The sequence below is a fragment of the Coprococcus sp. OM06-34AC genome, from assembly GCF_003462545.1.
Lineage (GTDB): Bacteria > Bacillota > Clostridia > Lachnospirales > Lachnospiraceae > Coprococcus > Coprococcus aceti.
The window spans coordinates 524967-539467 of record NZ_QTZF01000001.1; the positions used below are offsets into that span (position 1 = coordinate 524967).

Consider the following 14501-nt stretch of genomic DNA (forward strand, 5'->3'; position numbering starts at 1 on the left):
CTCCTTTTCTGACTATAGTCAATTAACTTATCATTCTCATTTTATTTACATAATCTGTATCATTACCGTACACAACCTGTTTTAATCTGTTGCCGTATTTTTATCTATTACTGTCTCTCGGCAATGAGCTTCTCAACCTCGGATCTCTCCGGCATAACCTTGAGTGCTCCCTTGCGTGTTGTGATGATCGATGCAGCAGCATTTGCGAATACAAGCATCTCTGTAAGCTTATCAGTGTCAAGATCTTCAAGTCCATTATCAAGTACATAATTCAGCACGCATGCACAGAAAGTGTCCCCGGCGCCTGTGGTCTCTATAGTGTTCTCCTGGATAAACGGCTTTGCCTCAGCGACTACATCCCCGTAGTATGCACGGCTTCCATCTCTTCCCATGGAGAGAAGTATCAAAGGTATATTGTATGTGTCCTGAAGTATCTTTATACCCTCGTCAAAATCCTCTCTTCCTGTGAACCACTGTATCTCATTGTCCGATATCTTGAGCACATCACACTGTCTCATACCCCAGTCGATCTGATCATGGGCCTCGTCCAGCGTCTTCCACAGAGGCTCCCTGAGGTTCGGGTCAAATGTGACGATGCATCCAGCCTCCTTTGCAGCAGCCACAGCCTTCTGTGTTGCAGCACGTGACACTTCATATGTCAGTGAGAGTGATCCGAAATGGAACAGCCTGGCATCCTTTATGATACTCTCATCCACCTCATCTGCGCTTAACATGATATCCGCCCCCGGATTCCTGTAAAATGAAAAGTCTCTGTCTCCGTCCTCGTAGGTATGCACAAACGCAAGTGTTGTATGTACATCCCTATCAAACTTCAGATTGTCAGTATTGATCCCGGCATCAGCCACAACATTGGCAAGTATTTTTCCAAGGAAATCATCCCCTACCTTTCCAACAAATGCAGTCTTCTTGCCAAGCTTCTGCAGCATAGCGAGAACATTGCATGGTGCCCCGCCCGGATTGGCCTCCATCATCATATTGCCCTGACCGCTGAGCCCGTTCTGTGTAAAGTCTATGAGCAGTTCTCCAAGTGCCACAACATCAAATCTCTTCATAGTACATATCCCCCTTATAATCTAAAATAAATACGTGCCTGTTTATTTAACTGTTTATCACCAACAGCAAATGCATGAAACATGTTTCACCATATATGTGTATTCTACATTTTATCATCGCCAGCCGTCAAGATGATTTTTAAATATGTGTTGTTTTTATTATATCAAACATACAATTTTAGCATATGGTGATATCTATAATATTCTTGTATTTATGTAACACGAGGCCTTGTAGATATTTATCTCAGTTCTACGCAATAGCATGCTCCAGTTCGTTGCTCATAAAAAACATCCCCTGATCATCTGTAATCATAACCCGGGGATGTTCTCCTAATTCAACATGTATTCGCTTTAAATATATGGCTGTTTTGACATATACCGCATTGTATTTACAGTTTTGTCACATTTGTCGCCTGTGGACCCTTTTCACCGTCCACAACCTCATACTCTACTGTATCTCCCTCTTCAAGAACCTTGAAGCCCTCCATATTCAGTGCTGAGAAATGTACAAATACATCTGCTCCATCCTCATCACATATAAAGCCGTAGCCTTTCTTTGCATTAAACCATTTTACTTTTCCTGTCTTCATACTGCTTCCTCCTTAAAAACTACCCGGATTCTTACGATCAGGAAGATCGTCACCCGCCTGATGTACAAAAAAGGGGCACAGAACAATATCGTTCTGTGCCCCTTTGCACTTACACCCACATTATATGACCTGTTGTCTCATATTGCAAGTTTATTTTTTTCGTGAATTTATATCTTTCCGGATATCATCAGCAACAGCCGTCACTGACTTTTCTATATCAGCTATATCATCCTTGATCCCTTTTGATATCTCAGATGCTTCTTTCTTCAACTTAGCAGTCTTCTTCTCTGCATCATTCTTCAGCTCTGATGCCTTTTTCTCAGCGTCTTTCTTTATCTCCTCAGCCTTCTTCTGTGCCAATGCAGCCTTTTTCTTTGCAGCGTCCACACGTTTCTTTGCAGCCGCCTTGGCTGCCGCTTCCTTCTTCTCAAGCTCAGGTGACATATCCGTGTAATCGTACTCAAACACAACTGTTGAGAGTGGTGGAACCGTGATGTCTATACTGTAAGGAGTTCTGGCATTCTTCTTGTCCAGTGCCTTGACCGGCTTGCCGTTGAGTCTGCCCTTTCCGCCAAACTGTACATCATCTGAGTTGAGTATCTCCTTGTATGTTGTGTAGCACGGAGCCGGTATACTGTAATTATCTCTCTCAACCGGAGTGAAGTTGCATACGAAAAGCAGCTGCTTCTTCGGAGTTGAGCCTCGTCTTACAAATGAAAGTATGCTCATGTCTGGGTGATCGCAATCTGTCCACTCAAATCCCATTGGATCTGTGTCATTCGCATACATCGCATCATTGGTATTGTAAAGCTTATTGAGCGCTTTGACATACCTCTCCATGCCCTGATTGAGCGGATTGTCTAAGACGAACCAGTCAAGGCTTCTCGCCTCACTCCACTCTCTAGGCTGTGCAAATTCCTGCCCCATAAAGAGCAGCTTCTTGCCCGGATGTCCATACATGAATCCGTACGCAGTTCTGAGATTTGCGAATTTGTCCTCCTCGCTGCCAGGCATCTTTTCTATCATTGAACGCTTGAGATGAACTACCTCGTCATGGGATATGACGAGAACATAGTTCTCAGCATACGCATACGAAAGACTGAAAGTCAGCATGTTCTGGTTGTTCTGTCTGAAATATGGATCCATCTGCATATACTCAAGGAAGTCATTCATCCATCCCATATTCCACTTGAACAGGAAACCAAGTCCGTCCATGGATGCCGGAGCAGTTACACCTGCCCACGCTGTTGACTCCTCTGCTATTAGATATGCCCCCGGATTTCTCTCCTCCATGATGCGGTTTATATTCTGCATAAGTGCTATTGCCTCAAGATTTTCGTTTCCACCATGCTCATTCGGAAGCCACTGTCCATCCTGCTTGCCATAGTCGAGATACAACATGGATGCCACAGCATCCACGCGGAGTCCGTCTATATGGAACTTCTCGACCCAGAACAGAGCATTTGCCGTGAGGAAGTTTGCCACCTCATTGCGGCCATAGTCAAATATATATGTGCCCCAGTCAGGATGCTCTCCTCTTCTTGGATCCGGATGCTCATAGAGAGGCATCCCATCAAAACGTCCAAGTCCGTGCGCATCCCTAGGAAAGTGTGCTGGCACCCAGTCGAGGATAACACTGATTCCCTTGCTGTGCATATAATCAACGAAATACATAAAATCTACTGCATCACCATATCTGCTGGTCGGTGCATAATAATTGGTAACCTGGTAGCCCCATGAGCCGTCAAATGGATACTCTGATATACCCATGAGCTCTACGTGCGTATATCCCATCTCATTGAGATAGTCTGCCACCATAGGAGCGAGCTCCCTGTATGTGTAGAAGCCTGCATCGTCATCCTCAACCTTCTTGTGCCATGAGCCGAGATGCATCTCGTATATGGACATAGGCATGCGCATTCTGTCAGTACGGCTGATCTTGCTTCTATCCTTCATCCATGATGTATCCTTCCACTTATAGCTGCTTATGTCCGCAACCACAGAGGCATTCTCAGGTCTCATCTGACACTGGTTGCCATATGGATCCGCTTTGTACAGTATCTCTCCATATCTTGTCATGATCTGATACTTGTACACAGCACCTGGCTCCACGCCCGGCAGGAACAGTTCGTATATTCCCTCATTTGCCGTGATCTGCATAGGATTTACATTACCATCCCAGAGATTGAAATCACCGACTACACTGACACGTCTTGCATGAGGAGCCCACACTGCAAAGTAGGTTCCACGTACACCGTCTATAGTCATAGGGTGTGCGCCAAGCTTCTCATATATATTGTAATGTCTACCCTCCGCAAAAAGGTATGTGTCAAAATCCGTGATAAGCGATTCAAATGAATATGGATCTGCACTGTTTATAATGGTGCCATCCTCATATGTGGTGACAACATTGTACTTGTTGCCATCGTACTCCTTCTTATCAAAATAAATGGCGAACAGTCCTTCATTTGTCATCTGTTCCATGGTGTGTATCTTCTTACCTGTGCGCGATGTAACCTCTACCCTGATTGCCCCCGGCTTGTACACAACGATTATCTGACCTTCACCATAATCATGGATTCCCAGCAAATGCTTTGGCGCATTGATCTTGCTGGCAATGAGCTCATCATAGAGCACCCAGTTTATCCACTCCTCGATTCTTTTTCTCATAACTACCTCCCATTATGTAACCTTCTATCTGAATTTGTGTGGACGTGATTTCTTATAGCTTATAACCCTGACTATGATAGTAACCACAAGTCCAACAAATATCGTTCCAACATACACCCAAAGAACCTTCGTTCCCGTACCGGCCGGTATTATATCCGGCAGGACATCGTGTCCCGGAAAAAGCTCCGCATAGCTTTCTCCAAACACCATTCTTCTTATGCCATACATGATTCCGCTGCCGGATACCGCCATGGCTATGAAGCTGATTATTCCTATTATAACGCCTGCAGCGCCGCCCCATACAACACACTCATACAGTCTCCTTCTCCTTATGACTACAAAGCATGCCACCAGAAGCACAATGGATATGAACACACCATTGCTTGCCTTGGATTTGATGTCTGCAAGCTGTTCAAGCCTCATCACATTCTCAGTGGACAGATATACGTTGCCAAGCCTGTACTCCTGCTCGCTGTCCCCATCCAGAGCATCCAGCACGATACTGTATTCCACCCACGCATCAAATTCTGATAATTCATCAGTCTGTCCGTTATTCATGACTGAACTTATCGTGCCGCTATTACTCGGCTTGTAGCTCTTCTCCGCAACCCTGCAAACGCTGAACGAACACATTATCGCCGTGGAGATGATCAGCAAGACCAGCGAAAGTGCCATTATCACCTGAAAAAATCTATATTTAAACATCTGTATATTTCTCTGCTTTTCCTGTATTATAATATGTATGGATCATTAAGACCCACTGCATATATGATACCATTTCCCCCTTTTTATGTAAAGGAAAGTAACATGTTGTTTTACTTCATTTTTCTTAGGAAACAACATGAAAATAATCCGCGAAAATGCGCATTTTTTTGTTTTTTAGTCTTGACAACGAATTGCGTTTCATCTATTATATGTGAGTATGTTTACATTGAATTGTCCGTGTCCGGTTTTAATGTAAAACCTTATTATATTTAATTAGATTTTATGGAGGTAAGAATTTTGGCTAATATCAAATCTGCAAAGAAGAGAATCAATGTTATCGAGAAGAAGACACTTAGAAACAAGATGATCAAGTCTAAGGTTAAGACAGTTATCAAGAAGGTTGAGGCTGCTATCGCTGCTGGTGATAAGGCTGCTGCTCAGCAGGCACTTGTTGTTGCTACATCAGAGATCAACAAGGCTGCTTCAAAGGGCATCTACCACAAGAACAACGCTGCTCGTAAGGTATCACGTCTTGCAGTTGCAGTTAACAAGATGGCTTAAGCATCTGGCTGATAACTACATAACTTTGACACAAGGATTTGGATATATTAAACGGCTGCATATATTTGAACCAATCATAGTTATATAAAAAATAACCACTGTTTTCACAGTGGTTATTTTTTTGCCTCAATATCTAATATCATCACCAGTCTCCTACTGCATCTCACACAGCTCCACGATCATGACCTCCATCGCCGCGTTATCCATAACCTGTCCGGTCTTGAGCTTGTAGTCCATGTCCTGACAGTTCTCCACTATGTCTTTAAGCTGTGCCATGCTGTAGCCCCTGCACTGAGCCTTGTAATTCTTCACCGCCCACACCGGGCATCCTGCGATCTTCGCCAGGCTGGCGTCCTGCGCGCCATCTGATAATGCCATCTTTACCAGAAGGAGCTTGTTGAACTGTCTCATGATACATGCGTTTATCATGATCGCCGATTCCTTATTCTCAAGAAGATCGTGATACATACTGCAAGCCTTCTCCTTCTGCTTTGCAATGATGAAGTCTATCATCTGATACACCTTGCTCTCCGCATCCTGACTGCACAGAAGATCCACATCATGCTCGCTGACCTGCTTCGTGTCTCCGGCGTAGCTTATCATCTTGTCAACCTCATTCTTGATACAGTTCATATCCATGTTAGCAGCTTCGATTATCTTGTATATCGCCGTGTCTGTGGTGGCAACACCATCGGCACGGAACAGTGACTTCACCCACGTGACCATCATCTTCTCATCAGGGGTCGCAAAATCCAGAGCCTCTCCATTCTTGTCCACAGCCTTGAACAGCTTATACCTGGTGTCCACATCCATCTCTACAAATATGGCAACTGATGTATCCTCTATCTCCACCAGCTTCTTTGCAAAATCCTCGTTGCTGCTCTTGAACAGACCACTGTTCTCCACAAGGACAACTCTTCTGTCCGCAAAAAATGGCATCTCGTTGCAGAATGCAAGAAGCTCAGATGTATCGATCCCATTTCCGGCAAATTTCATAAAATTCAGATTATCGTCCTTATCAGTCAGAGCCGACAGCAGCTTATCCCTGTACTGGTTCACGAGATACCTCTCCTCCCCATACAGAAGATATATCTTGGCAAACTCCCCCGTCTTTATATGTTGGTTTATGACCGCCATCGCGTTCTTTTTTTCTTTTTTCTTTGTTGCAGCCATTACGTTTCTCCTTCATCAAGCTTATGTCTCACAATATGATTTTCAAAATACAGTACCAGTTTCTACCATAATTATATCTTATGTGGCAAATCTGACCTGTTTTTCTATGTGTTTTGATAACATCAGAGGTTATCTGACCTGTTTTTGTAATCACATATTGATTATTCCTATAATGTCACTTTGGTTTTATAATCACCTACAGATTGTGAGTTTATGTACACTCACTCCAATAAACACAAATCTAATTATAACGGAGGTTCAACATGGAGACAACAGAAAGATATAAGTTAAATAAGGAACTTGCCCAGATGCTTAAGGGCGGAGTTATCATGGACGTTACAACACCTGAGCAGGCTAAGATCGCTGAGGCTGCCGGCGCTTGTGCAGTTATGGCACTTGAGAGAATCCCAGCAGATATCAGAGCTGCCGGTGGTGTATCACGTATGAGCGACCCACAGATGATCAAGGGAATCCAGAACGCTGTATCAATCCCTGTTATGGCTAAGTGCCGTATCGGACATTTTGCAGAGGCTCAGATCCTTCAGGCCATCGAGATTGACTACATCGACGAGAGCGAGGTTCTCTCACCAGCAGATGACGTATACCATATTGACAAGAGACAGTTCAAGGTTCCATTTGTATGTGGTGCCAAGGATCTCGGCGAGGCTCTCAGAAGAATCAACGAGGGTGCTTCAATGATCAGAACTAAGGGCGAGCCTGGTACAGGTGATATCGTTCAGGCCGTAAGACATATGAGAAAGATGAACAGCCAGATCGCTGAGATCGTCAGCATGAGAACAGATGAGCTGTATGAGGCAGCTAAGAAGCTTGAGGTTCCTTACGATCTCGTTCAGTACGTACATGAGAATCACCGTCTCCCAGTTGTAAACTTCGCAGCCGGCGGTGTTGCTACTCCTGCCGACGCAGCTCTCATGATGCAGCTCGGTGCTGAGGGTGTATTCGTAGGTTCAGGTATCTTCAAGTCAGGAGACCCTGCTAAGCGTGCTGCTGCCATCGTTCAGGCAACAACAAACTACAATGACGCTGATCTCGTCGCAAAGCTTTCAGAGGGACTTGGTGAAGCTATGGTTGGTATCAACGAGCAGGAGATCGCAATCCTCATGGCAGAAAGGGGTAAGTAATATGCAGGTTGGTGTATTGGCAGTACAGGGAGCTTTCGCAGAGCATGAGCATGTACTTTCCGAGCTCGGCGTATCATGCTTAGAACTTAGAAATGCCGGAGATCTGAACAAGCCTTATGACGCCCTGATCCTTCCTGGCGGTGAGAGCACAGTCCAAGGAAAGCTTCTCAGAGACAGCGACATGTTCGACACTATAAAGTCTCAGATCGAGGGTGGCATGCCGGTTCTTGCCACATGTGCAGGACTTATTCTTCTGGCACAGCACATCGAAGGTGATGACACTGTACACCTTGGCACTCTCCCTGTCACAGTAAAGAGAAATGCCTACGGAAGACAACTTGGAAGCTTCCACACAGAGGCCGAGCTTAAAGGTATCGGTGAGGTTCCTATGACTTTCATCCGTGCACCTTATGTGGCTGAGGTTTCACCTGAGGTTGATGTCCTTGCAACAGTTGATGACAAGATCGTGGCGGTTAAGTACGGCAACCAGTTTGCCCTCTCCTTCCACCCTGAGCTTGACAGCGACTACAGGATCCACAAGGCATTTGTAGACAGTATCCAGTAATATATTGACTACAGTCTAAAACATATATCAATAAAGAAAAGCCTGTGACATATACAGCAGTTATCTGCCGGTATATGTCACAGGCTTTTTCTAATCTATTTTTCCGGTATGCTCCAGGCTATCAAAGTCCGTCATACTCTCATGCTCAGGAAGCTTTGTGAGCGGTTCTTCCTTCTCCTCTATCTTCTCAAGGATCTCCTTGTATTCATTATCCTTGATGTGGTTGCCGATGATCTCCGCCACATCCGTAACTGTGACAAATGCAGAAGAATCTATGGAATTGATGATGTTCTTCAGCTCACCAATCTCAAATCTCGTGATAACACAGTAGAGCACTGTCTTGTTGCCGCTTATCATTCCCTTGCCCTGCATGATGGTAACTGTTCTTCCAAGCTTCTTGTATATCTTGTCTGCCACCTCTCTGGCATCATCAGTTATGATCATGGCTGCCTTCGCCTGCTCAAGACCGGTCTCAACCATATCAAGCACCTTTGATGTTATAAAGTATGTAAGAAGACTGTACATCGCCCTGTCCAGACCAAAGAGCATTCCCGCAATAGAATATATGATCAGATTCATGCCCAGAACAACTCTTCCAACCGGCCAGTCTTTTTTCTTGTTCAGCATGATGGCCACGGTCTCCGTTCCATCCAAGCACCCGCCGAACTTGATGATGATACCAACTCCAAGTCCAAGTATCACACCGCCGAAGCACACCGCAAGTATGGTCTCTGAGGTTGCATTTTCAAGGGGTTTGAATATCTCCACAAATACTGAGAATACAGCCATGGAATAACCGGACTTCACCATGAACATCTTACCAAGCTGTCTTGAACCTATTATAAGAAACGGAACATTAAGAACGATCGTCAGAATACTCAGGGACACTTCTGTGAGATTATTGATCATGATACCTATACCGATGACTCCTCCGTCAAGTATGGTGTTCGGCACGAGAAATTCTTCGATAGCAAATGCAGCTATAACTGCGCCAAGTGTCAGCATTACAAATTCCAGCAGTAATTTTAGTTTTTTTGTCATACTCATCTTCCTTTCCACATCATAGTCGTTTCTTCCTTCCCCTGTTCTCCTTTCAGAATTCTTATTCTCATAACTCCCTGATCATCTGTATCCGGTTACCGAAATTCCACCATACGTTATCTCTACACATATAGCTCCATAGTCTATGGTACTCATTACATCAGCTCCACAGGCATCCAAACGCTCCAGTGTCTCCCCGTGCGGATGACCATATCGGTTATTCTCCCCCGCCGATATGATCGCAAGATCCGGGGCGACTGCTCTCAGGAACTCCCCACTCGTAGAATATCTGCTGCCGTGATGTCCGACCTTCAACACATCAGCACTCAGATCACCGCCCTCCGAGATAAGCTCCCGTTCTCCATCTTCTCCCAGGTCTCCCGTAAATAAAACACTGTACCCTCGATACTCCAGACGGATAACCGCAGAAAGATCATTTGCATCTTTTATATCAGTTTTTTCGGACGGATGCAAGAAATTTAACCACACCTTAGCTGCATCCTTGCCACAGGACATTTGAAAACCGCCGTCCATATATATGATATTTACGCCTCTTTTCTCTGCCAGCTCAAGCAGTTCACCCATATTTTCAATATCACCATACATCGGAACCACAAGATTATCTATTCTGATACCGGAGTTCGTATCGCTTAGAAGATATTGGATACCGGACACATGATCCTTATCTCCGTGTGTCACAAATGCATAATCTACATGAGCTGCACCATAAAACTTTAGAACAGGCACCATCACGTACTCACCAACCTTATTGCTACTCGACGAGCCCCCATCTATCAATATATTTACTCCCATGCCAGACCTTATAAGTATGCCGTCTCCCTGACCAACATCCATAAATACAACTCTGAACTCCCGGTCAAATGAAGCTGCTTCGTAACACACGCAGCACAAGGTCATGATCACAGCAGCGCACAGACAGACCATCCGCCTCCTCACCCTGGCGCAGTCTGCACTCTTTGCTCTTACAAGCAGGATCAGCACTCCAACCATAGCCATATAAAATACTACGATCATCATAACCGACACATGGCCTGTATTTATACTGTAAAATGGAAGCTTCATCGCCCATTTGCAAAGCTGCCTGTATATTGCAAGTATCAGCTTCACAGGAAACGCTCCTATGCCCACCGCCATCTCATTGCCCTGTAGTATCCCGGGAAAAATAAGCATAGCCGCAATCACGACGATACTCACGAATATTATCACAGAAACCAATGGCACTATGAGCAGATTCAGAAAGATCGAATACAGCGGAAACTGGTAATAATAGAATATAACAAGCGGTCCGGTGGCAAGTGTTATCGCCAGATTCATTACAAGTGTGCTGACTACCTTATTCTTAGCTGGAATAAGCTTTTTCATAAGTGCTCCAGGCACCGCCATCCCCAGCACTGCGGCAAAAGACAACTGAAATCCGGCATCAAGGATGATACCCGGATCAATCATCGCCTGTATGACTGACGCGGTTCCCGCGGATGTAAGCATATCAGGGCTTCGCCCCTTTACCTGACCGATCACAGATATCACCATCATTATCATGGCTCTTACAGTTGAACTCGCCATCCCGGTCATAACTCCGTAAAGTACGATCACAGATATAGCCATTATACCTGATGCCATATATGACCCTGTAAGCCTTCGCAGCACGCCGAATAATGTCATTCCTATTATTGCTATGTGCACACCGGATATCGCCAGAATATGAGCTATTCCATTCATCTGAAACAGCTTCTTCGTATCCCTGTCAATGCCGCTCTTATCCCCCAGTAGCATTGCCTTTATCACCGAGCCATCAGTCTCTCCAAACACACTGTCTGTGATCTCCCCGGACTTTATACGCAGCCTGAACAGAATGTCTCCTATACGGCTGTAGTCCTCTCCACACTCCAGAATGGAGATATCCTTTCCTACTATATATATTCCCTTGTGCGAATAATATTCCCGCGCATCGAATTCGCCCGGATTATCTGCAGAGTCCGGCCTTGACAGACTGCAGCTTAAGGTCAGCTTCATTCCGGTCTTCAGGCTTCCCACGTCTTCCATGTACAGCAATACCTTTGATCTTCCCCGGTATTCCACAGTTTCTTCTGAGTCGCCTCCGCCAAATGTTATCCATTCCGCATACACATATACCCGCCATTCATCGCCGGACTGCCTGATCTCGTACACCTTTCCTTCTATACCGCCCGGCTGCTGCCCATCGAGCTCTTCTGCGAGTCTCTCCTGCTTCGACATAGCACAACCATTCATATAACCGGTCAAAGAGATCATTCCAAATATCATCATACTCAGAACGCATCTGACGATCCTGTTCTTTCTATCTTTATCACCATGAGCTTTGCCACTATAAAAAAACATGGCTGTACCGGCTTTGTCCATGTAAACCGACAATACCGGTGCAGCCAATATGATCAGACCAATTATAAGCACTGAACTGTCAGCCGCCTCTTTATACGCCTCTCCAAGCGCAAAGCATACTGCTATCCAGAATAATGGTCTCTTTATATTCGTATCCTCCTGTTTTGTTCAAACTTCTGTTTATATCTCAAGCTTTGAATAATCAGCAGTAAATTTCCTGCTGAGATCGATGTTGTTCAATCTGTTATTTGTATTATCCACATTTATCTGTACACTCTTGACATCTTCAAGCTCCATGAGGGAATCCACAACAGAATACACAAGTATCTCATCGTCCACACCTGCTGTTCCATCCGCAAAGCTCTCATTAAATGTTATCGTACACACATCGTCAGCATCATCCACAGTGACACTCTTAACCACAGTTTTCTCATTGAGCGGTACAACTGTTCCATCGTAACTCATTCTCAGTCCTGCAACCATCTGTTCCTCCAGTGATTCAGGCGCTGATCTGTCCAGATCTATGGTCTTCTGAACCAGCTTCTGTCCTGTGCTGTCCGGCATATATATGTTGTACTCTTCATGTGGATTCATGAAGTTGTCCATATCTGAAAATGAATCATTTGTGAGCTCCTCACGCACGATACTGTTCTCATTTGCAATGTCAGTGTATTCATACACAACCTTCTTCACCGATTCGATCTGTGTCAGAGTTCTCACAAATGCCGCCTTGCTTAGCACCATCTCATATGTGTCAGTGGCCTCCCAGTCAACGTTGAACATAAGATTGATCGTCGCCTGACCGTCATATGTATATCTCTGGTACGTAACGCCCTGGGGAACCGGAACCTGTTTATCCGTCATTTCCCCACTGTCCATCAATGCGTTCATCACAGTGTCGATAAGATTCTCCGTCGTGACGAGCTGGTCTCGGGTGAAAACCTCCGGGAACAGATCAGTCCACGTTGAGTTTGCGTAGTACAGAGTCAGATTTTCATCTGAATTGTCTGCTGAATTTTTCTTTCTGCCATTCTTGCTGTCGCTTCCACACGCCACAAGAATCACCACTGCAGCCATGACCACGGCAGTGAGCATAATTCTTTTTTTCGTCGTCATATTAATCCCTTACTCGTGAGCCTGTAATGGAACCTTTACCGTAAATGTAGTTCCTTTTCCCGGTTCACTATACACATTTATAGTTCCTTTGTGCATGATAATTATATTCTTCGTGATGGCTAGTCCCAGACCGGTTCCACCAGTGTCTCGACTTCTCGCCTTGTCTACTCTGTAGAATCTCTCAAAAATATGATTTATGCAATCCTCCGGTATTCCTACACCGGAGTCTGCTACCTTGATATAGAAGTTCCTGTGGTCTGAATTGAGCGAAACCTTTATCCAACCGCCATCAACGTTATACTTTATTCCATTCTCTATCAGATTCGAGATCGCAAGAGTAAACTTCACCTTGTCTATCTCTGCCTTTATGTCTCCAAAGCTCTCAAATGAAAGCTGTATACTTCTCTTCTCCGCCAGAGGCTTAAGTCTCTTGAGTATGAGATCCATAAATTCATTCATATCCACAGGCTCTTTATTCAGGCTGTCAGGGCCTTTGTCAGTCTTAACGAGTGTAAGCAGATCACTTATGATCTCTGCCTCCCTGTCTATCTCCTGAACTATATCCTCCATGAATTCTCTGTACATCTCCGCTGGCACATCACTCTGGGTGAGCAGCGACTCTGACAGAACCTTCATGGATGTTATCGGTGTCTTTAACTCATGTGAGACATTTGACACGAATTCCTGACGGGACTCCTCAAGAAGCTGTGCCTTGTTGAATATATCGTTTATATCCTTTGTCAGCTCCTGTGTCTCCCTGAACATACCGTCCACGCTCATCGGTTCAAGGCTGCCGCCTTTCATTCCCTCTATCTCGTTTCTGACATGGTTCACATCCCTGACTGATAACTTAGCCGCAAAATAAGCAGCTATCAATCCAAGTATCAACGATATCGCAAACAGATAAGTTGCATTTCTCTTCATATATATTGACAGGTTCTCGAGAGCATCGGTCTCAAGAGATATCAGTGCCACCGCATCTGTATAGCCCTCACTGTTGATCACTGGAACTATGCGTCTGTACACATTTTCCTCTGTCTCTGATATATACTTCTGCTGCCCCTTCATTACGCTGAACACGTTCTCATCCACCAGATATCTTCCGGTGTCTTTTCCATAGGAGTCCACCACGACCTTGTAATCAGTATCCACTATAACTATACGGGCAGAGAGAGAATAAGCCATGGTCTTTATCTCGTCCACGGCTCTCCCTATATCATCCTCCGCCTTGTGTTCATTCACTATATGGGCAATGTATTCTGCACACTCCTGTGCGTGTCTGTCAAGATTTCTCTCACTCTTCGAATTCACAGTGCCCGCCAGTATCCACAGTGCTGCATAGGCGATCACTGCCACACTCACTGCCACTATAAGCGATATGATCGTTCTCTGCCCCACTCTGATACTGACTCTGGATCTCTCCTGGGCGGTATTCTTCTCTTCAATTTTTTCTGTTTCAACTGTTGCACGTTTCTTTTTTTTCATA

At 44.9% G+C, this 14501-nt stretch carries 12 protein-coding genes; 3 read left to right on the forward strand and 9 right to left on the reverse strand.

What is annotated here, in order from left to right; all coding sequences use genetic code 11:
* Positions 1–107: 107 nt before the first annotated feature.
* From DXB91_RS02305 to DXB91_RS02320, 4 genes are all read right to left on the reverse strand, one after another.
* A complete protein-coding gene (locus DXB91_RS02305; RefSeq protein ID WP_118016712.1) occupies positions 108–1073 on the reverse strand; it encodes a PfkB family carbohydrate kinase in 966 nt (321 codons plus the stop codon).
* A gap of 389 nt (positions 1074–1462) precedes the next feature.
* Complete coding sequence (locus DXB91_RS02310; RefSeq protein ID WP_117548643.1) at positions 1463–1663, reverse strand: cold-shock protein; 201 nt, start codon at positions 1661–1663, stop codon at positions 1463–1465.
* Positions 1664–1813: 150 nt separating this feature from the next.
* Entirely contained in the window at positions 1814–4333 is a 2520-nt protein-coding gene (gene glgB / locus DXB91_RS02315; protein ID WP_118016713.1) for a 1,4-alpha-glucan branching protein GlgB, read from the reverse strand.
* Between the two features lie 24 nt (positions 4334–4357).
* Positions 4358–5038, reverse strand: a complete 681-nt coding sequence (locus DXB91_RS02320) for a hypothetical protein (protein ID WP_117548641.1) — start codon at positions 5036–5038, stop codon at positions 4358–4360.
* 297 nt (positions 5039–5335) lie between these two features.
* On the opposite strand from DXB91_RS02320, the gene rpsT reads away from it, so the two are divergent.
* The gene (rpsT, locus tag DXB91_RS02325; protein WP_022059403.1) at positions 5336–5599 is read left to right on the forward strand and encodes a 30S ribosomal protein S20; all 264 of its coding nucleotides are present in this window, start codon (positions 5336–5338) and stop codon (positions 5597–5599) included.
* A gap of 153 nt (positions 5600–5752) precedes the next feature.
* Here rpsT and holA read toward each other — a convergent pair whose 3' ends face one another.
* The gene (holA, locus tag DXB91_RS02330; protein WP_015533192.1) at positions 5753–6772 is read right to left on the reverse strand and encodes a DNA polymerase III subunit delta; all 1020 of its coding nucleotides are present in this window, start codon (positions 6770–6772) and stop codon (positions 5753–5755) included.
* A 263-nt stretch (positions 6773–7035) separates the two neighbouring features.
* Here holA and pdxS point away from each other — a divergent pair, with 263 nt between their 5' ends.
* On the forward strand, positions 7036–7914 hold the full coding sequence (gene pdxS / locus DXB91_RS02335; protein ID WP_004848658.1) for a pyridoxal 5'-phosphate synthase lyase subunit PdxS: 879 nt from the start codon (positions 7036–7038) through the stop codon (positions 7912–7914).
* A 1-nt stretch (position 7915) separates the two neighbouring features.
* Complete coding sequence (gene pdxT / locus DXB91_RS02340) at positions 7916–8479, forward strand: pyridoxal 5'-phosphate synthase glutaminase subunit PdxT (RefSeq protein WP_055143955.1); 564 nt, start codon at positions 7916–7918, stop codon at positions 8477–8479.
* A 90-nt stretch (positions 8480–8569) separates the two neighbouring features.
* Here the strand turns inward: pdxT and DXB91_RS02345 are convergent, their stop codons facing one another.
* The 4 genes from DXB91_RS02345 to DXB91_RS02360 form a co-directional block, all read right to left on the reverse strand.
* The gene (locus DXB91_RS02345; protein ID WP_117874673.1) at positions 8570–9520 is read right to left on the reverse strand and encodes a YitT family protein; all 951 of its coding nucleotides are present in this window, start codon (positions 9518–9520) and stop codon (positions 8570–8572) included.
* A gap of 81 nt (positions 9521–9601) precedes the next feature.
* Positions 9602–11971: a DNA internalization-related competence protein ComEC/Rec2 gene (locus tag DXB91_RS02350; protein WP_158564573.1), complete on the reverse strand. Its 2370-nt coding sequence runs from the start codon at positions 11969–11971 to the stop codon at positions 9602–9604.
* 108 nt (positions 11972–12079) lie between these two features.
* Positions 12080–13015, reverse strand: a complete 936-nt coding sequence (locus tag DXB91_RS02355) for a GerMN domain-containing protein (RefSeq protein WP_117874671.1) — start codon at positions 13013–13015, stop codon at positions 12080–12082.
* 9 nt (positions 13016–13024) lie between these two features.
* Positions 13025–14500, reverse strand: a complete 1476-nt coding sequence (locus DXB91_RS02360; protein ID WP_022217180.1) for a sensor histidine kinase — start codon at positions 14498–14500, stop codon at positions 13025–13027.
* Position 14501 lies beyond the last annotated feature (1 nt).

Coding starts and splice junctions, on each gene's coding strand:
- DXB91_RS02305 (WP_118016712.1), bottom strand. CDS start 1,073: ATGAAGAGATTTGATGTTGTGGCACTTGGAGAACTGCTCATAGACTTT.
- DXB91_RS02310 (WP_117548643.1), bottom strand. CDS start 1,663: ATGAAGACAGGAAAAGTAAAATGGTTTAATGCAAAGAAAGGCTACGGC.
- glgB (WP_118016713.1), bottom strand. CDS start 4,333: ATGAGAAAAAGAATCGAGGAGTGGATAAACTGGGTGCTCTATGATGAG.
- DXB91_RS02320 (WP_117548641.1), bottom strand. CDS start 5,038: ATGTTTAAATATAGATTTTTTCAGGTGATAATGGCACTTTCGCTGGTC.
- holA (WP_015533192.1), bottom strand. CDS start 6,772: ATGGCTGCAACAAAGAAAAAAGAAAAAAAGAACGCGATGGCGGTCATA.
- pdxS (WP_004848658.1), top strand. CDS start 7,036: ATGGAGACAACAGAAAGATATAAGTTAAATAAGGAACTTGCCCAGATG.
- pdxT (WP_055143955.1), top strand. CDS start 7,916: ATGCAGGTTGGTGTATTGGCAGTACAGGGAGCTTTCGCAGAGCATGAG.
- DXB91_RS02345 (WP_117874673.1), bottom strand. CDS start 9,520: ATGACAAAAAAACTAAAATTACTGCTGGAATTTGTAATGCTGACACTT.
- DXB91_RS02355 (WP_117874671.1), bottom strand. CDS start 13,015: ATGACGACGAAAAAAAGAATTATGCTCACTGCCGTGGTCATGGCTGCA.
- DXB91_RS02360 (WP_022217180.1), bottom strand. CDS start 14,500: ATGAAAAAAAAGAAACGTGCAACAGTTGAAACAGAAAAAATTGAAGAG.